This window comes from Lacinutrix undariae (assembly GCF_052934785.1).
In genome coordinates this window covers 2,968,133-2,987,931 of the sequence record NZ_CM128809.1, presented here as the reverse complement: position 1 = coordinate 2,987,931, position 19,799 = coordinate 2,968,133, and the positions used below count along the sequence as shown (strand labels likewise).

Genomic DNA, 19,799 nt, shown 5'->3' with positions numbered 1-19,799 from the left:
ACTAAAGTAACTTCAATAAATTATGCAAACGATAAAACAATTATTTCAACTTCACAAGGAGATTTTGAAGCCAATTATGTTTTAGTAACCGTTCCTTTAGGTGTTTTAAAGCATAATATTATTGCTTTTACACCAGAACTTCCAAAAGCTACACAAAAAGCCATAAACACCATAGATATGGGGTCTGTAAATAAGTTTCTGCTAGTTTGGGACAGTATTTTTTGGGATAATGATTTACAGTATATAGGTTACACACCAGAAACAAAAGGCAAGTTTAATTACTTTATGAACGTAAAGAAGTTCGCAAATGCAAATGCTTTAATGACATTTGCCTTTGGAGATTATTCAATTGAAACTGAACAGATGACAGATTCAGAAATTATTGAAGAAATTATGATTCATTTAAAAGCCATTTATGGTAATGATATTCCAAACCCTACAAAAATGTTAAGAACAAAATGGAATACCAATGAGTATACATATGGTTCATATTCTTTCGCTACTACTGGCGTAAGAACAAATAAGTATGAAGTTTTTGAAGAACCAATAAACAATAAAGTTTTCTTCGCAGGCGAGCATACCTCAAGAGATTATAGAGGAACTGTTCATGGAGCATATTTAAGTGGTGTCAGAGAAGCAAAAAAAATAATTAAATTATTAGATTAATTCCAATCACCTATAAATCAAACCCCGATCAACCCATAACATCACCAGCAATTAAAAACCTACATAACCACAACCACCCAAATAGTAAAACACACAGTAACAATCTAGACGCGTTAGCGAAGTAACCTGTAGAATTCAAGAAAATGATAGTCAGAGATGCACACAACAACACAACCTCATAGCCACACATCAAACCCAAATGATTTAAGAGGCACGAATAAATCAAACCCCGACCTATCTATAATTTCCGTAGCAATTCAAAGGCTACAAAACGGCAAGCGTCCAAAGAGTGCAACGCAGAGTAACGGTCTGGACGCGTTAGTGGAGTAGTCTGTAGAATTCAAGAAAATGATAGTCAGTCTAGCTTTTTGGTTCTTTTCAGCAATGGAAAAGAATAGAGAACAAAAGAAAACCACAACACCACGTCACATCAAGCAAATCAAGAACAACATTCCTAACGTCACATCGAGTGATTTAAGAGGCACGAATAAATCGTATCGAGATGCCAACCCCGACCTACCTATAATTTCCGTAGCAATTCAAAGGCTACAAAACGGCAAGCGTCCAAAGAGTGAAACGCAGTGCAACGGTCTGGACGCGTTAGTGGAGTAGTCTGTAGAATTCAAGAAAATGATAGTCAGTCTAGCTTTTTGGTGCTTTTCAGCAATGGAAAAGAATAGAGAACAAAAGAAAACCACAACACCACGTCACATCCAGTAACTTAAGAACAAACATTCCTAATGTCACATCGAGTGATTTAAGAGGAACGAATAAATCGTATCGAGATGCCACCAAATCCAAAGTAGGAGAGTACCTAATCATTCGTCACATCCAGTAATTTAAGAGGAACGAATAAATCGTATCGAGATGCCAACCCCATAAAAACAAAATAAAGCATCCATTTTACGGAAAACCATAACAAACCTTTTACTAAAACAACTATATTAGCGCCAGTAAACTTAATACCAGCACCCTATAAGCGGAAGCGTAATGCTAAAAGTATTGATATCTCGTAGTTGGCAACAATTGAGAGCAACATTAACCATAAAACAAACTAACTGAAAATATGAAATATTACCTTATTGAAAACGATGAAAAGACAGGTCCATTTAGTATTGAAGAACTAAATAAAAAAGACATTTACAAAGAAACTCTCATTTGGACAAAAGGATTAGATGAATGGACAGAAGCAAAAAATATCCCAATGCTAAAAGATATTATCGACCAAACACCACCAGAATATAAAAGCAGTAAAACCACTAACGAAATCCCACCAGAACCACCAAAAAACGAAAAATCATCGGAAAAATATTTTGGATATAAGTTAGCTTCTAAATGGGAAAGATTTATTGCGTCACTTATAGGAGGATTAATAATGTTAGTGCCAATTTTACTAATTACTAAAGGAAATTATTTAGATAGCGATAGTTATATATCTGCTTATGATGTAGTATTAAATATTATACTTGCACTTGTTGTTGGTGGATTAATGTACCCACTTTGGAGTGGAAATATTGGTCATAAGATTTTTGGTATTAAAGTAATTTCAAGCGAAAATGGAGAAGACATCAAAAATCCAATAAGCGGTATTATAAGAGAATTAGGTAAAAATATTCTAGGATATTTATTAATTCCTGTTATTTGGTTATTATGGGATAAAGACAGACAAAATTTATATGACAAAATCTCAAAAACCATCGTAGTAAAAAAAAAAGAGGAGTAATTAAAGGTTTTTTTCGTTGGGTTTTCAAATTTATTGTTTCAATAGTAGTAATTGTATGCTCAGTTTTTCTGTTAGGAACTTATGTTTATACAGACGGAATACCAGTAGCATCAGATTACTTAATTGAAAGTTTACCTGAAAGTGTTTCGTCAGATTTAGGGAAAGAATTAAGAAATGAAGTATTGAGAAAATATGATATTGATGATTATAAAACCGACCAAATCAATCTTTTTACTAAAGAATTGAACTTTGAAAAAGACGTAAAAGTATATGTTATTAAATCAAGACAATTCAATGCTTTTGCAACACCAGGAAAGTATATTTTTGTTTATAGTGGAGTTTTTGACAAACTAAATAGTTACGAAGAATTAGCAAGTCTTTTGTCTCACGAATACACTCACATTGATAAAAATCACGGTTTACGTTCTTTAGGCAGAAGTTTAGGTTATGAAATTTTTACTTCTGTATTTTTTAGTGATAACTTAAAGGAACAGATTTTTAATAATTCAAATATGTTAATCAATCTTGAATACTCAAGAGCATTTGAAAAAGAAGCTGATTTAAATACAATTAAATTACTTCAAAAGGCAAATATTGATTTAAAAGGTATGCTTTCTTTGTTAAAAATAATGAGAGAAATTGAACCTCGAAGAATATCAAATAGTGAATTAAGCGACCATCCAAATACAATCGAAAGAATTGAATATATTGAGGATGAAATTGAGATTACTAATAGTCACTCAACAACAAACCATGAATTAGAAAACATATTTGAAGAGATTAAAAATAGTAACTAAAAAACGTTTTACAACACCGCATAAAATTAACAAACAGATCTAACCTACTTACGAAAGTCCTCGCGGACTTTCTTGGTCGGTAATTATTTACTAAATTAGGTGCTTAAACCACGCAACTAACCATACACAAACACGTTGTAAAACATTTGAGAAAACAATGAAGAACTCATCAATAAATAAGATTTTAGACGACAGAGTGTTGAACGAACTTTCTTCTGAACTGAATTATTTAGGTTTCAAATTAAAGAAAACGGAAAGTAAATTGACTCTGACAAAAAATGGTATTTCTTTGGTTTATTTGTTGAATAGAAGTAGATATCGATTCATTTGGGATGAAAAATCAGGAAATGCCTTTATTACTTTTAGTTTAAATACACAATTGAAATTTACAGATTACAATAAATGGTTTGAACAAAAATTTAAAAAACGTGTTGATGTTGAACGCTTTTTAAGAAAAGATTATTTGTATTTAAAACTTAGTAAAACGTCATATAATCAAAGTGATTTTTCTGAACAAGCAGGAACACCTGTAATTATCGAAAAAGATTTTATGAATACAGGAATTCACCAATATGAAACTGAAAAACATACTGAGTTCAATAATGAATTTATTGAATCATTGAAATTAAACGTAACTATTTTAGAAAACAAAATTGACTTATCTTTTATAAATGAAAGAAAAGGTCTTCCTATGGAATATGTCTGTTTACCAAATTTTTATAATAATTCTGAATTGGCAAATGAATTATTTGACAAACATTACGGATTAAGAATTAAGCAAATTAAGAATAAAATAGAAAGTGGACAATCCAATGAACAAATTCAAAATCTCAATGATACCTTAAATGATTTTATCAAAGTCTCTAAAGAATTGATTCAAAAAGAATACAAGAATCCATACGAAAAAGAATAAAAAACGTTACACAACAAAGTACTGTGGTAAAAAACAAGTAAAAAGACATTAATTTTTCGCCAAAACACTTCTATAGTTATTGTCGTAAGTTAATCCTGATTTAGCGATAGCAAAAGCCTGTTTTAACAGCATATTACAAACCGCAATTAAGGCTAGTTTTTCACACCTTACTTTCTTCACTACTAATCAAAAAAGGAACGAATAAATCGCATTAAGATACCAACCAAGCCCAAAGTAGGAGAGAACCCCTCCACATCAAACCCAAATGATTTAAGAGGTACGAATAAATCAAACCCCGATCTATCTATAATTTCCGTAGCAATTCAAAGGTTAAGAAACGGCAAGCGTCCAAAGAGTGCAACGCAGAGTAACGGTCTGGACGCGTTAGTGGAGTAGTCTGTAGAATTCAAGAAAATGATAGTCAGTCTAGCTTTTTGGTTCTTTTCAGCAATGGAAAAGAACGTAGAATAAAACAAAGCACAACAACATAACCCCACATCAAACCCAAATGATTTAAGAGGCACGAATAAATCAAACCCCGACCTACTATAATTTCCGTAGCAATTCAAAGGTTAAGAAACGGCAAGCGTCCAAAGAGTGCAACGCAGAGTAACGGTCTGGACGCGTTAGTGGAGTAGCCTGTAGAATTCAAGAAAATGATAGTCAGTCTAGCTTTTTGGTTCTTTTCAGCAATGGAAAAGAACGTAGAATAAAACAAACCACACAACCACGTCACATCCAGCAACTTAAGAAGTACAAACAAATCACACCATGTCACATCCAGTAACTTAAGAGCCACAAACAAACAGTATCCAGATGCCACCAAATCCAAAGTAGGAGAGTACCTAATCATTCGTCACATCCAGTAATTTAAGAGGTACAAACAAACAGTATCCAGATGCCAACCCCATAAAAATAAAATAAAGCATCCCTTTTACGGAAAACCATAACAACCTTCCCTTTATAATATTTATATTAGCAGCAGTAAACATAATACAAATAACTTATAAGCAGAGGTATAACACTAAAAGTAGTGATATCCTGTAGTTGTACTTCATTAAAAAAAAACAAGAACTATGAAAAAAATAATCCTTTTAATTTTAACAATTATTTCAGTAATATTTTTTTCCTGCAAAGAAAAAAGTATCAAAAAACAAACTGACCAAGGAACAATAAATGAAACGGAAGTAGAAGAAAAAAATAATACAACTGATTTTAAAAAAAATAATAAGTCGCTTATAATTACAGAAAATAGTTTTTTAGGACTTAAAATTGGGGACTCAATCAACTTAAAATCAAAAAATATAAAAAAAGAAACTCAGGAAAATGGAGAAGGTTTTTTCCCTGGATATGTATTATTAGATGATAATGGAAAAAAAATTGCATTTATATTTCCAAAACATAAGACAGATAATATTATTGGCAGAATAGAAATTAGTTCACCGAATTATAAAACAAAAGAAGGAATTAGTATTGGCTCAACATACGAAGACTTAAAAAAATACTACCCCAATTTAGAAACTCACGGAAGTGAAATTGAAAGTCGAACAAATAGTCGTGTAGGAGGCTTATCATTTCTATTGGACACTTACTTTGGTACTTATGAAATTGATGAATCAAAAATAAAACCCTCAACTAAGATAAAAAGGATCAGTATACGGGGAACAAAGAATTAAATCAATTTTAAAAAAAACGAAAGTACAACAATGGCTATAGTTAATACGGGTTTTGGTGACTAACTCAAAGGTTAGAGTTTTAAACCAAGTCCGCCATTTTTTTTTGATTAGACTTTATAAATGAAAAGATAAAATGGCTAAGTGCTAGTCTGAAAAGATTAGTTAATTTTAATCCCGTACTAACCATAGCCGAGACGTTAGCTTTAATGCAGAAAAAAATACCAGCATTTAAAGAACTGTTATTAATAAAACCTCATTCTCTCTAAACTCATTCCTCTGACCAGTAACACAATGTCCATTTGTAAATTACGCCTTTTAAGTAAAAGTTTACTTCAGTATTTAATAAATAGATTAATTTATTGACTTAGGTCAAATAGTTTGGCTTGAAACAATATTACTTTTGCTAATCGAAAAAATAAATATTTTAAAATGGAATTAGCAGAATTAGATACAATACAAACCACTACTATTGAAAGTATAGAACGATTAGAAAAAGCATTGATGCATATTCGAAATGGAAATGGCGTTATTTTAACTGACGATAAGAACAGAGAAAATGAAGGGGACTTGATATTTTCGGCGCATAACATGACCATTGAGCACATGGCACTGATGATTAGAAAATGTAGTGGTATTGTTTGCCTTTGTTTAACAAACGGAAAAGCCGATTCACTTAGTTTACCTTATATGGTAAAGGAGAACACCAGTAGTTTTCAAACTCCTTTTACAATTACTATAGAAGCAAAAGAAGGTGTAACAACAGGAGTTTCTGCCAAAGATAGATTAACAACAATACAAGTTGCTTGCAATGAAAATGCGAAGAGCAATGACTTAGCAAAACCTGGTCATATATTTCCATTGAGAGCAAATGACCATGGCGTGCTCGGAAGAAAAGGCCATACCGAAGGGAGTATCGATTTAATGAAACTAGCAGGCTTGCAACCAGAAGCAGTATTGTGCGAATTAATGAATGATGACGGAACAATGGCAAATTCTGATACCATTACAGCATTTGGAAAAGAGCATAATTTGATGGTGCTATCGATACAAGATATTATTCATTATCGTAAATTTGTTAGAGATTACAACTAAATGACAAATAACATAGAACTCACTAATTTCATAAAAAAGAATATTACTATTGACGATGAAGATTTAAAAATCGTGTTGTCTTATTTTAAAACTATAAAAAAAAGTAAGCATGATATTTTACTTTCTACTGGAAAAACTAGTCAGGTTAGTTATTTTGTAAAAAAAGGTTGTGTAAGGTTATTTTTTATAGATGATAATGGAAAAGATGCTACCCGTTATATTGCGTTTGAAAATCAATTTGCTACAGCACTTGTTAGTTTTATAACGAATGAACCTGCCCAAGAAACAATTCAAGTTATTGAAGATAGTGAGCTGCAATACATCACACACGATGATTTTAGGCATCTTATGAAAATTATTCCCAAATGGAAAGACTTTTACAATATCTATTTAGAAAAGGCATATGTAAATAATTCAAAAAGACTCATGTCTTTTACTACTTTAAATGCTTCAGAAAGATATAATCAGTTGTTTAAAATAAACCCAAATATTGTGAAACGGTTACCGAATAAAATAGTGGCTTCTTATATAAACATATCCCAAGAAACATTAAGTAGAATAAAATCGAAAGTCCTACAATAAAATTTATAAAATATGAAATACGCATTAATACTCGCATTATTCGTACTCCAATTCACGGGGTATTCACAATCGCATGCTGAAACCTCCAATTCTGTAAAAGCAAATGACAAGATGTTATTAACCATCTTTCTTAAACATGATCAAAGCATGACTTTGAAAGAGGTTGAAGAGATAAGAATGGATCAAGGATTTTATGAGAATCTTCCTCCCGAAGGTGTTTCTGTAGTGAATTGGTTTGTGGTTATGGGACTTGGCCAAGTAGCTATATTAGAACTTCCTGCTTCAAAATTATCTGCTGTAAATTTAGCAATTGAGAGAACTGCATGGAAGGCTTTTACAACAGAAATGTATGCTACTTACAATTTGTATCCTATTATAGAACATAAGTTGAAAAATAAGTCAAAGATAGTACTCGATTCCAAACCTAATTCTGAAAAAGCGAATGATAAGTTGTTATTAACCATCTTTCTTAAACATGATCAAAGCATGAATTTAAATGAGATTGAAAAAATAAGAACCGATCAAGGCTTTTATGAAAATCTTCCACCAGAAGGTACTTCTGTAGTGAATTGGTTTGTAGTTATGGGGCTTGGCCAAGTAGTTGTATTAGAACTTCCTGCGTCAAAACTATCCGCTGTAAATCTGGCAATTGAAAGAACCGCATGGAAGGCTTTTACTTCAGAAATCTATCCAACGTATAATCTATATCCTATCATTGAACATAAATTAAAAAATAAGTCAAGGGTAGATTACTAGCATTCTAATGCTTATCAACAGTCAAATAAACTCAATATAAACTTTGGGTTACTCGGTATAAAAACAAAAGTACTTATGGCAATCTACGCAATTGGAGATATACATGGCAGTATAAACGCTTTAAAAACTATTTTTCAGCAGGGTTTGATAAAGGAAGATGATAAAGTAGTTTTTCTTGGAGATTATATTGATAAAGGTGAAGATAGTAAAGGTGTTATTGATTGGTTAATTGAAAAAAATAAAACTTTCGACTTCGAATTTATTCTTGGCAATCATGAGATAATGATGACACTTGCCAAATCTTCGCCAGGAAAATTTGTGGAATGGGCAGGAAATTATGGAGGCTACCATACTTTATATTCATACAAAATGGAGGACAACCTAAACTGGATGAACGACATAGATAAAACCCATTGGGATTTTATCGATAATTGTCTCCCTTATTTGGAAATTGGTGCATTTATATTCGTTCATGCAGGACTTGAAAAAAACAAGCGTTTAGAAGAACAGAATGAGCATCATTTGTTTCATAAGAAGTATGAGAAACCCACAATTTATGACCCAAGTAAAATTGTAATTTGCGGACATACTGCTCGAAAAAACGGGAAAATAGCAAATTTTAAACATACCATTTGCATTGATACTTATGCACACGGAGGTATGTGGTTAACATGTTTGAATGTTGAAACAGGCGAATTTTTAAAAGCAAATAACAAAGGACAAATAGAAAAAGGAAAATTAAAAAGAATGCACTTTATCCCTTAAATTGAATTTAGCTAGTCTTTGGAAATCTTCACTCAAATTCTTCATAAAAAGGAATTGGATTGTAATATAAAAGGCACTCAAAGCTAACACCGTATAAAATTAATTGCTGGTTTTAGCCAATTTACGAAAGTCCTCGCGGACTTTCTATCTGTGATTTATTTGCTATCTTTAGTGCTTAAAACACGCAACTAACCATACACAACAACGTTGTGGTGCATTAAAAAAACTTATCGAATAAAATAATATGGACAAAAAATTCCTTTTAAAAGCAATTGAATTTGATGATAAAAACATTGATTACCAAGAAATGGTGAATAACTTGGACACTCTTGAAAAGGCCCATAAAAAATTACATGGGTTACTTATTGCTACAAGGATGAAAAAAATAATGCTTGATTTTGGACAAAAAGACACAGATGTTTACATAGTAAGCTATCCAAGGTCAGGCACTACTTTAATGCAGATGATGCTCTACCAAATGACAACCGATGGAGATTTAGGGTTTAATCATATTTATGATGTTTCGCTTTGGTGCCGATATTCTGCATTTACAAACAAACCTATGAAAAGTGTCGGTAAGAGAAGAATCATTAAAACTCATGACTCTTATGAAACATTTGAAACTGCTAAAAAATGTAAGTTTATATTTCTAATGCGTGACTGCTTAGATGTAATATCGTCTGTATATCAGCAATCATTAGATTATATAGACCCAGAGACTGACTTTAACCAACTAAGCGATCGAAATATGAAGAGATGGTTTGATTATAATTCAGAATGGATTGAAAACAGAAATGAATTAGATATATTCACTCTGAATTACGAAGACCTTATAGAAAGAAAAGAGAATGCTATTCACTCTATTTCTAAGTTTCTTAACATTAATATAGACAATGAGACTTTTCAACGTGTTATTCAAAACACCTCATTTGACTTCATGAAGAAAAACGAATCTAAATTTGGAGAGCAACGAAATGACTGGAAGGTTTACAACAACTTCATTAGAAAAGGAAAAATTGGAGAAGGAAAAAATAATTTTAATGAACGACAATTACAAACATATAGTTCTTTATCTAAAAGCTATAAAATTGAAAATACACCATTAGAACGATATTTCAAATAAAAACGTACCACAACAAAGTACTGTGGTAAAAAACAAGTAAAAAGGCATTAATTTTTCGCCAAAACACTTCTATAGTTATTGTCGTATGTTAATCCTGATTTTGCGATAGCAAAAGCCTGTTTTAACAGCTTATTACAAACCGCAATTAAGGCTAGTTTTTTACACCTTACTTTCTTCACTACTAATCAAAAAGGCACGAATAAATCAAACCCCGACCTCCCCATAACATCCATAGCAATTCAAAGACTACAAAACGGCAAGCGTCCAAAGAGTGCAACGCAGAGTAACAATCTCAACGCGTTAGTGAAGTAGTCTGTAGAATTCAAGAAAATGATAGTCAGTCTAGCTTTTTGGTGCTTTTCAGCAATGGAAAAGAACGTAGAATAAAAGAAAACCACAACACCACGTCACATCAAGTAACTCAAGAACAAACAAATCACACCACGTCACATCAAGTAACTCAAGAACAAACAAATCACACCACGTCACATCGAGTGATTTAAGAGGAACGAATAAATCGTATCGAGATGCACACAACAACACAACCCCACAACCCCACATCAAACCCCGACCTCCCCATAACATCCATAGCAATTAAAAAACTACAAAACGGCAAGCGTCCAAAGAGTGCAACGCAGAGTAACGGTCTGGACGCGTTAGTGGAGTAGTCTGTAGAATTCAAGAAAATGATAGTCAGTCTAGCTTTTTGGTTCTTTTCAGCAATGGAAAAGAATGTAGAACAAAAGAAAACCACAACACCACGCCACATCAAGCAAATCAAGAACAAACAAATCACACCATGTCACATCGAGTGATTTAAGAGGAACGAATAAATCGTATCGAGATGCCCAAATGATTTAAGAGGCACGAATAAATCAAACCCCGACCTACCTATAATTTTCGTAGCAATTCAAAGACTACAAAACGGCAAGCGTCCAAAGAGTGAAACGCAGAGTAACGGTCTGGACGCGTTAGTGAAGTAACCTGTAGAATTCAAGAAAATGATAGTCAGTCTAGCTTTTTGGTTCTTTTCAGCAATGGAAAAGAATAGAGAACAAAGAAACCACAACACCACGTCACATCAAGCAAATCAAGAACAAACAAATCACACCATGTCACATCGAGTGATTTAAGAGGAACGAATAAATTGTATCGAGATGCACACAACAACACAACAACAGATCCCCACATCAAACCCCAATGATTTAAGAGGTACGAATAAATCAACCCCCGACCTACTATAATTTCCGTAGTAATTCAAAGACTACAAAACGGCAAGCGTCCAAAGAGTGCAACGCAGAGTAACGGTCTGGACGCGTTAGTGAAGTAACCTGTAGAATCCAATAAAATAATAATCAGTCTAGCTTTTTGGTTCTTTTCAGCAATGGAAAAGAACGTAGAATAAAACAAAGCACAACACCACGTCACATCAAGCAAATCAAGAACAAACAAATCACACCATGTCACATCGAGTGATTTAAGAGGAACGAATAAATCGTATCGAGATGCCCAAATGATTTAAGAGGCACGAATAAATCAAACCCCGACCTACCTATAATTTCCGTAGCAATTCAAAGACTACAAAACGGCAAGCGTCCAAAGAGTGCAACGCAGAGTAACGGTCTGGACGCGTTAGTGAAGTAACCTGTACAATTCAAGAAAATGATAGTCAGTCTAGCTTTTTGGTGCTTTTCAGCAATGGAAAAGAATAGAGAACAAAAGAAAACCACAACACCACGTCACATCAAGTAACTCAAGAACAAACAAATCACACCACGTCACATCAAGTAACTCAAGAACAAACAAATCACACCACGTCACATCGAGTGATTTAAGAGGAACGAATAAATCGTATCGAGATGCACACAACAACATAACCCCATAACACCACATCAAACCCAAATGATTTAAGAGGCACGAATAAATCAAACCCCGACCTATCTATAATTTCCGTAGCAATTCAAAGGCTACAAAACGGCAAGCGTCCAAAGAGTGCAACGCAGAGTAACGGTCTGGACGCGTTAGTGGAGTAGTCTGTAGAATTCAAGAAAATGATAGTCAGTCTAGCTTTTTGGTGCTTTTCAGCAATGGAAAAGAATAGAGAACAAAAGAAAACCACACCACCACGCCACATCCAGTAACTTAAGAAGCACAAACAAATCACACCATGTCACATCGAGTGATTTAAGAGGAACGAATAAATCGTATCGAGATGCCCAAATGATTTAAGAGGCACGAATAAATCAAACCCCGACCTACCTATAATTTCCGTAGCAATTCAAAGGCTACAAAACGGCAAGCGTCCAAAGAGTGCAACGCAGAGTAACGGTCTGGACGCGTTAGTGGAGTAGTCTGTAGAATTCAAGAAAATAATAGTCAGTCTAGATTTTTGGTTCTTTTCAGCAATGGAAAAGAACGTAGAATAAAAGAAAATCACAAGAATCTACATTTTAGCATTTTCCATCAATAAAAAAGAACAAACACTTCTAACGTTACATCCAGTAATTTAAGAGGAACTAATAAATCGTATCCAGATGCAAACCCCATAAAAACAAAATAAAGCATCCCTTTTACGGAAAACCATAACAACCTTCCCTTTATAATATTTATATTAGCAGCAGTAAAATTAACACAAATAACCTATAAGCAGAAGTGTAATACTAAAAGAAGCCTTACCCCGCTGTTGCTGTAGGAAATATAGTATGGAATAATGCATGTAGCTAAGTTGTGCTTAATGTTGAAAAAAAATAACGCAAATGAATGAAACACAGAAGCTTAGGATAAAAAGCGCAATGATTATTTATGAATTAGAACAATCATTAGGTAACTATATTCTTGAAAATGAAGTTTTAGAGAATATCACAGAAAAAACTAAAAAACCAATAATTGACAGAAGTTTAGATCAACCTGAAAAACATAATGATGTGTCTTTTATTGTTGAATCAAGCTATCTCGATGAAGTGTTTAATTTAGCTATTGATATCACAAAAGGTACTTCACTTAATGAGCATATTAAAGAATTAAAAAAATTATGTTCTTATTTAAGTATTTTTGATATAAGAAACGCTATAAGTCATCCCAATAGACCTTTTCCAGATTCTTATTGGTTTAGATCTGCAACAATTGCTAGTGATCCATTAATTGAAAAATTAGGATTAGGGAAAGTTAGGCAAGCTTTAAGCTCAGCTATTTCGGAGAGTTTAAATGCACCTCCAGAAGAATGGTATGATAATGTAAAATGGGCTATACCTAATAATTTACCTAATTCCTTTGATCATGAAATTACTGGTTTATTAGGTAGAGATAAAGAGTTTAGAGATTTATATTCTACAATTTCGAAAGTACGAAATAATTTGATAGCTGTTGTAGCTCCGGGTGGTATTGGGAAAACGGCACTAATACTTGAATTCTTAAAAGAATTAAGTCTTACACCTAAATATAGTCAAAAAATAAATTCAATTATTTTTTGTACGCTTAAAAATGAAAGACTTACAGCAAATGGAATTGAGCAAATAGAAGCTATTAATGGGATTGACCAAATTAAAAAATCTATTTTAACAGATATAAATTCCTTCTATAAAGACAAGAATATTGAATCTTTTGAAGATGCATGTATACAATTAGAAGATGAAAAAATTTTAATTTGTATAGATAACCTTGAAACCCTTTTAATGAATTCTCAAAATGAATTTATTGAATTTAATCAATCATTACCACTATATTGGAGAATAATTGTAACTTCAAGGATATCTGTAGATTCAGCAACAACAGTACCTCTAGATTCATTAGTTAAAAGGCATGCAATTAATCTTGCTCGTAATTATTTTAGAAAAAGAGGAATTCAAAACATTGAACAAAGTACTCTTGAAAAAATTGCAGAAAAGGCAAATCATAATCCACTAGCAATAAGATTAACAATAGATTTATTTATAAAAGGTACTGATATATCAAAATCAATAAGTCAATCTCAGAAAGATATTGCACTATTTTCTTATAAAAATTTAATTGAGTCTTTAAACTATAATTCTATAGCAATACTCGAAGCAACTTATATATTAAGTGAATCAACTAAATCAGAACTTACAGAATTTTTAAATTTAAGTAATGAAGAAATATCAGAATCCATAAATGAACTTTCTAAAACTAGTTTAATTATTCGTTCTACAAATGAATATGGAACAGATTCTTATAAGCTTAGTGATTCAATTAGAGACTTATTACTTATTAACCCAAAAAACATTGAGGTAAGAACCAAAATATCTGATAATTTAAAGAAACTAAAAGAAAAAATACTTTTACAAAAAACTAGAGATGAAAAGTCAGGAATTAATGAGTTTGATGAAAAATTTATTGAGGCTAATACAGAAAGATCTCTAAATGTACTTATTGTAGATTTAAATACTTATTACGCATTAAATAAGGGGAAAAAAGATATCACAAAATTAACAGCTTTAAAAAGTAGATTTACTGATTTATTATCTTTTGATTCTAAAGACTATCAATTATTTTACCATTATTCAAGAGTATTAAAAGAATTCTCAGACAAGCCAAGTGAATTAAAATTCCTTGAGCAATCTTTAACAATTAATCCAAATTCACCTAGAACAAAGTTCTCAATGGGTAAACATCATTTTTATAATGGAGATTATAAAAATGCTATTGAAATTTTTGACGAATTAATTAAAAAAAAGCTTAACGATCCAGAGGTATCTTGTCGAGTGTTCGGTTATTCTCTAACTAAGTTAAACTTACTATGTTTATTATATCTTAATAAATATGATTTAATACTTGACATTACGAAAAATTGGGAAGATGATATAAATTGGAGTGCTATCTACGGAACGTATAGAGCTTCTGCTTATAAGAGACTGTCAGAACAACTTAAAAATGAAATTAATAAAAGAGAAGAGTTAATATCTAAATCAATAAAAGTATTAGATCAAATATTTAAAGAAGATGAATATCCAATTTTCACATGTATTGAAGCTAAAAAAATATTGAATGAATTTGATTTTGTCGTAACTAATAATTTTTATTCAAAGAAAATAAAAAGTATTTATGTCTCTTTTATTGCTAGTCACTTTTTTAATATAATTTCTCGTTTAAGAGGTGAAAGTATTGATTCAAAAGAATCAAAAGACTTATTAAGTAAAGTCTATAGTGCTGATATAGATATTAATCCTCTTCACGTTGTTAGTTGGTATTCTGAAAACTCAACTTCAATTTATGATAAAGAACATATTTCGGAATTAGAAGAAGAGGGATACACTATTGTTGAAGTTTATAATATTCCCGAAAAAAATAATGGGCTATCGAATTTTATATTCGCTAAAGACAAGCAAGAAAGACAATTTTTCTTAGTTGTAGCTTATTATGAAGGTGGATGGAACGGATGGGGTTTCGTTGAAATAGGAACATTATTTGCTATTAAGTATGACTATATTTTGCCAGTAGAAAGGGCTACCCCAGCAATAGAAATTAAAGATATTGATCAATATATAATGTAAAACTTATTACAGTAAAATACTGTGGTATAAAAACAGTAAAAACTAATTAATTCCTTGTTAGCGCTCGTTTATAACGAGCGCCAACATCTTATAAAAAACACATTTTTTAACTAAACTAGAGCTAATTATGTTTTCATAACATCTTAAAAAAACCACACAACACACTACACGTCAACGAATTGTATTATGAAATTTAATAAAAAATGCATATCTTGAATGCATTAATTTTTAAAAACCATATAATTATGACAAAACATTTCGAAACAGGAAACGCTAAAAACGTAGCGAACCTTCAAAAAATGATCGAGCAAGTAGCCGTCTACCCAAACTACAACCCAGCCGTAGAAAGCCTAACAATTGCAAACCTAACGGAACTCTACAACCATGCAGTCGCAGCACTCCAAGAAGTCAAAGAAGCACGTAACAACAACAAAAACGCAATTCACAAAAGACAAGACGAGTACGAAACCCTAAAACCACTCAGCACAAGAATAATAAACCAAGTAGAAATTCTTGACATCTCAAAAGGAGTATTAAACCAAGCAAAATCCCTAAACCACCTAATACAAGGCAGCAGGATAAAAAAGAAAATAACAAACAAAAACCAAGACAACCAAGAAGAAATACACAACACCATCTCAACCTCAAGGCAATCATACACGCAATCAGCCGATAACTTTGCAAAGCTCCTACAATTATTAACATCAATTGAAAGCTATAACCCAAATATCGAAGAACTAAAAACATCACAACTAACCACATATCTAGATAAACTAGTCCTAAACACAAAAGATGTAGACCATACAGTAGCGCAATTAAACGCAAAACTCATCAGTCGTAACAACCTACTATATGCAGATAACACAGGACTATATACAATAGCACAAAACGTAAAAAAATACGTAAAAAGCCTATACGGAGCAACATCTCCAGAATACGCTACCATTAGTAAAATAAAATTCACATCACACTAATAGCAATAGGCCATCTAATTCACAAAAACATTAGTAACTGTTTTAAAACTCCCATTGTATACCTAGAGTTTTAGAGGCCTATTTGTAATCAACCCATCCACACATAAAACACACGCAACATAAGCAACAATACCCGCTATGTCAATTGCACACCTCACAACACCGCTACAAAATAAAACAACCGCGTTATAGGTTTAACAATCATAGTCATACATCTTCTATACCAATTCATACGTCTTGCATCCCCATTTATAGTTCTTGCTAAAAGTTTTATAGTTCTTGTATCCCCATTTATAGTTCTTGCTAAAAGTTTTATAGTTCTTGCGTCCCCATTTATAGTTCTTGCTAAAAGTTTTATAGTTCTTGCGTCCCCATTTATAGTTCTTGCTAAAAGTTTTATAGTTCTTGCGTCCCCATTTATAGTTCTTGCTAAAAGTTTTATAGTTCTTGCGTCCCCATTTATAGTTCTTGCTAAAAGTTTTATAGTTCTTGCGTCCCCATTTATAGTTCTTGCTAAAAGTTTTATAGTTCTTGCGTCCCCATTTATAGTTCTTGCTAAAAGTTTTATAGTTCTTGCGTCCCCATTTATAGTTCTTGCTAAAAGTTTTATAGTTCTTGCATCCCCATTTATAGTTCTTGCTAAAAGTTTTATAGTTCTTGCGTCCCCATTTATACATTTAAAAACCCTATTAAGTAATCTTACAGCACGTTTTTATAACCTTACAAACCCAAACAACAATACAATAATCAAAAACATGGTAACAGCACCAGGTAAAGCAATACACAAAACAAGAACCTAAAAACAAAGCAGTACAACCAACAATAATAAGAATCCAAACACAAAACAGCTCATAATAAACCTATTACCCTCATAAAATAGTATAAATAACAAATCATAGGTATACCATCCAGAATCTTCCGCACATAAGCAGTCTATCCATTCCGTATAAAACAGACCATGTAATAAAGTAAAAACAGAAAGACAAGCAGAGTAGGGAAGTTGCTTTTAAAAACACCTATAAACAACACCAAAACAGAAAACAGTCACACTATAACAGCAAACAGCAACACCGCTAGTATAAGCACTACAAGAAATGATAAAAAGAAGAAATTCAAAGACGTGAACATCTTTAAAGAAGCAGACGCTATAAAGCATAACAATCTAAACCTAAAACCTAAACAATAGCACCAAAAAACATAAGTTGCTTTCGCAATTCATAAAACACAACACCAACTAAGTATTTTAATAAGTAACACCAATAAATGTTTACTTCTTATCAAAAGTATGTCGTATCTCTTGAGTTACCGAGGCGTTAAGTAATTGATTAAAAGTCTTTATACTATCAAAATTAGCTGTAATAGCTTCAGATACCGCAACACCCGCAACACCTGTTTCAAGTATAGCGCTAACAGCATCAGTAGTAATCTGTCCATAACCAATAAGCGGCGTACTAGTATGTAAAGCATCCACCATTTCAGCGTAACCATCAAGACCTATAGCAACCTTATCGTCGCCTTCTAAGGCCTTAAACGGACTTAACACAATATAATCAACAGCGTTGTCTAATAAAAGATTAGCCTCCTCTAGCGTGTGCGCAATAGCGCCAACACCTTGCCATGGTGATAAATGTTGCTTTGCAGCACTTGTAAAAGCAGCAGTACTTGTAAAAAAAACACCGTCAGCTTTCACTTCCTTAGCCACCTTGTAGTAGTTAGCAATCATTAATCTAGTCTGATAATGCGAAGTAATCACAACAGCTTCTTTAGCTAGCTTTAATAATTTCTTTTCAGAAGCATCCTTATAACCTAAAACCACAAGCTCAATACCAGAGGTGCAAGCATTCTGAATATTTGCAAGAAGTTCTTTTGGAGAGTTACCTTCAGCGATGTAATGTAGTTTTGGAATGGTCATAGTTTTGCGTTCTAAAATGAGACCGCAAAGATAACTAAAATACCGAGACGCCACTTAAAGCATCAGGGAATAGTAAAGCAACTAAAAGTAAAAGTGCAGTTCATCGATTATGTAGTGTTTTTCCTGCTTTTTATTGCTTATTAATCTGCTAATCAGTATATTTATAAGGCATCTTATTGCAAATTTCAACTTTAATACAACCAATAAGTATGAAAACATATGATACTATTATTATTGGGGGCGGACAAGCAGGATTATCAGTAGCTTATTTTTTAAGACGTAAAAATTTAGAATACCTAATCTTAGATGATCAATCCAAACCCGGAGGTTCTTGGCAACACACCTGGGACAGTTTACATTTATTTTCTCCTACGGAATATAGCTCCCTTTCCGGATGGGGAATGCCTAAAGGCGAACACGAATACCCCACAAAAACAGACTTCATTAACTACCTAAAAGCTTATGAAGCACACTATGATTTCCCTGTAAACCGAAACGTACGCGTTATCGCAGTACATAAAGCAGAAAACGGTTTTAATGTCGAAACAAATAAAGGTAACTTTTATGCAAAAACCGTAGTCAGTTGTACAGGAAGCGCGCAAGTACCATTTATTCCTACATATCCAGATGCCAACAAGTATAAAGGCATTCAAACCCATTCTTATAATTATAGAAACCCCAAAGATTACAAAGGGATGAACGTCCTAGTAGTAGGAGGAGGTAATTCTGCAGCACAAATTCTAGCCGAAGTATCTAAAGTAGCAAAAACCACTTGGGTTACTCTAAACCCGCCAAGTTTTTTATCCGATAATGTTGATGGACGTTACCTCTTTAATGAAGCAACAACTAAGTTTTATGAAAAATCAAACGTCGGGCCTTCTGGTATAAAAGCCACATTAAGCGAAATCGTTATGATTGATACCGTTAAAGACGCAAGAGCGCGTAATGTGTTAAATGCGCAACGTCCTTTTTCTTTGTTTTACAAAGATGGCGTAATCTGGAAGTCTGGTGAAGAAACCCCTTTTGATGCTGTTATTTGGTGCACCGGGTTTAGAGCCAACCTAAAACATCTAGAATCACTTAACATTATTGAATGTACCCGTGTAGAAACCGAAAATACCCGCGCAGTTAAAGCTCCTGGATTATGGCTTGTAGGCTACGGAAGCTGGACGGGGTATGCATCTGCAACCATATATGGTGTTGGTAAAACAGCCCGAAAAACGGTAGAGGAGATTTTAGATTTCCTCCTTAAAAATAAATAATTGACCATAAACAAATGGTATTAAAAAAGCCTATTAAGACATGTCTTAATA

General features: G+C 32.7%; 14 protein-coding genes and 3 pseudogenes. 14 read left to right on the top strand and 3 right to left on the bottom strand.

Annotated features, from left to right (window positions below; genetic code table 11):
• Positions 1-6 precede the first annotated feature (6 nt).
• The 4 genes and pseudogenes from ACU4C5_RS13380 to ACU4C5_RS13365 form a co-directional block, all read left to right on the top strand.
• Positions 7-666, top strand: a pseudogene (locus ACU4C5_RS13380) (flavin monoamine oxidase family protein); the annotation flags it as partial.
• Between the two features lie 1,066 nt (positions 667-1,732).
• Positions 1,733-2,389: a GYF domain-containing protein gene (locus ACU4C5_RS13375; RefSeq protein ID WP_446844713.1), complete on the top strand. Its 657-nt coding sequence runs from the start codon at positions 1,733-1,735 to the stop codon at positions 2,387-2,389.
• A 182-nt stretch (positions 2,390-2,571) separates the two neighbouring features.
• Positions 2,572-3,186, top strand: coding sequence for a M48 family metallopeptidase (locus ACU4C5_RS13370; RefSeq protein ID WP_446844712.1), 615 nt, complete (start codon positions 2,572-2,574; stop codon positions 3,184-3,186).
• 157 nt (positions 3,187-3,343) lie between these two features.
• Positions 3,344-4,099: a hypothetical protein gene (locus tag ACU4C5_RS13365; RefSeq protein ID WP_446844711.1), complete on the top strand. Its 756-nt coding sequence runs from the start codon at positions 3,344-3,346 to the stop codon at positions 4,097-4,099.
• A 48-nt stretch (positions 4,100-4,147) separates the two neighbouring features.
• Here the strand turns inward: ACU4C5_RS13365 and ACU4C5_RS13360 are convergent.
• Positions 4,148-4,264: pseudogene (locus ACU4C5_RS13360) on the bottom strand (IS110 family transposase); the annotation flags it as partial.
• Between the two features lie 911 nt (positions 4,265-5,175).
• Between ACU4C5_RS13360 and ACU4C5_RS13355 the strand changes: the two are divergent.
• The 6 genes from ACU4C5_RS13355 (at position 5,176) to ACU4C5_RS13330 (ending at position 10,093) form a co-directional block, all read left to right on the top strand.
• Positions 5,176-5,775 carry a hypothetical protein gene (locus ACU4C5_RS13355; RefSeq protein ID WP_446844710.1) on the top strand — a complete coding sequence of 200 codons (600 nt, stop codon included), beginning with the start codon at positions 5,176-5,178 and terminating at the stop codon, positions 5,773-5,775.
• 429 nt (positions 5,776-6,204) lie between these two features.
• A complete protein-coding gene (gene ribB, locus ACU4C5_RS13350; RefSeq protein WP_446844709.1) occupies positions 6,205-6,867 on the top strand; it encodes a 3,4-dihydroxy-2-butanone-4-phosphate synthase in 663 nt (220 codons plus the stop codon).
• Positions 6,868-7,449 carry a Crp/Fnr family transcriptional regulator gene (locus ACU4C5_RS13345; protein ID WP_446844708.1) on the top strand — a complete coding sequence of 194 codons (582 nt, stop codon included), beginning with the start codon at positions 6,868-6,870 and terminating at the stop codon, positions 7,447-7,449.
• Between the two features lie 12 nt (positions 7,450-7,461).
• Positions 7,462-8,205, top strand: coding sequence for a hypothetical protein (locus ACU4C5_RS13340; protein WP_446844707.1), 744 nt, complete (start codon positions 7,462-7,464; stop codon positions 8,203-8,205).
• 75 nt (positions 8,206-8,280) lie between these two features.
• Positions 8,281-8,970: a metallophosphoesterase family protein gene (locus ACU4C5_RS13335; RefSeq protein ID WP_446844706.1), complete on the top strand. Its 690-nt coding sequence runs from the start codon at positions 8,281-8,283 to the stop codon at positions 8,968-8,970.
• 244 nt (positions 8,971-9,214) lie between these two features.
• A complete protein-coding gene (locus ACU4C5_RS13330; protein WP_446844705.1) occupies positions 9,215-10,093 on the top strand; it encodes a sulfotransferase domain-containing protein in 879 nt (292 codons plus the stop codon).
• Positions 10,094-10,140: 47 nt separating this feature from the next.
• Here ACU4C5_RS13330 and ACU4C5_RS13325 read toward each other — a convergent pair.
• A pseudogene (locus tag ACU4C5_RS13325) lies at positions 10,141-10,266 on the bottom strand (IS110 family transposase); the annotation flags it as partial.
• Between the two features lie 828 nt (positions 10,267-11,094).
• Here ACU4C5_RS13325 and ACU4C5_RS13320 point away from each other — a divergent pair.
• From ACU4C5_RS13320 to ACU4C5_RS13310, 3 genes are all read left to right on the top strand, one after another.
• Positions 11,095-11,226, top strand: a complete 132-nt coding sequence (locus ACU4C5_RS13320) for a hypothetical protein (protein ID WP_446844704.1) — start codon at positions 11,095-11,097, stop codon at positions 11,224-11,226.
• 1,623 nt (positions 11,227-12,849) lie between these two features.
• Positions 12,850-15,600, top strand: a complete 2,751-nt coding sequence (locus ACU4C5_RS13315; RefSeq protein WP_446844703.1) for a tetratricopeptide repeat protein — start codon at positions 12,850-12,852, stop codon at positions 15,598-15,600.
• Between the two features lie 245 nt (positions 15,601-15,845).
• A complete protein-coding gene (locus ACU4C5_RS13310) occupies positions 15,846-16,574 on the top strand; it encodes a hypothetical protein (protein WP_446844702.1) in 729 nt (242 codons plus the stop codon).
• A 1,267-nt stretch (positions 16,575-17,841) separates the two neighbouring features.
• Here the strand turns inward: ACU4C5_RS13310 and ACU4C5_RS13305 are convergent.
• Complete coding sequence (locus ACU4C5_RS13305) at positions 17,842-18,486, bottom strand: thiamine phosphate synthase (protein ID WP_446844701.1); 645 nt, start codon at positions 18,484-18,486, stop codon at positions 17,842-17,844.
• A 209-nt stretch (positions 18,487-18,695) separates the two neighbouring features.
• Between ACU4C5_RS13305 and ACU4C5_RS13300 the strand changes: the two genes are divergently transcribed.
• On the top strand, positions 18,696-19,748 hold the full coding sequence (locus tag ACU4C5_RS13300; RefSeq protein ID WP_446844700.1) for an ArsO family NAD(P)H-dependent flavin-containing monooxygenase: 1,053 nt from the start codon (positions 18,696-18,698) through the stop codon (positions 19,746-19,748).
• The last annotated feature ends 51 nt before the right edge of the window (positions 19,749-19,799 follow it).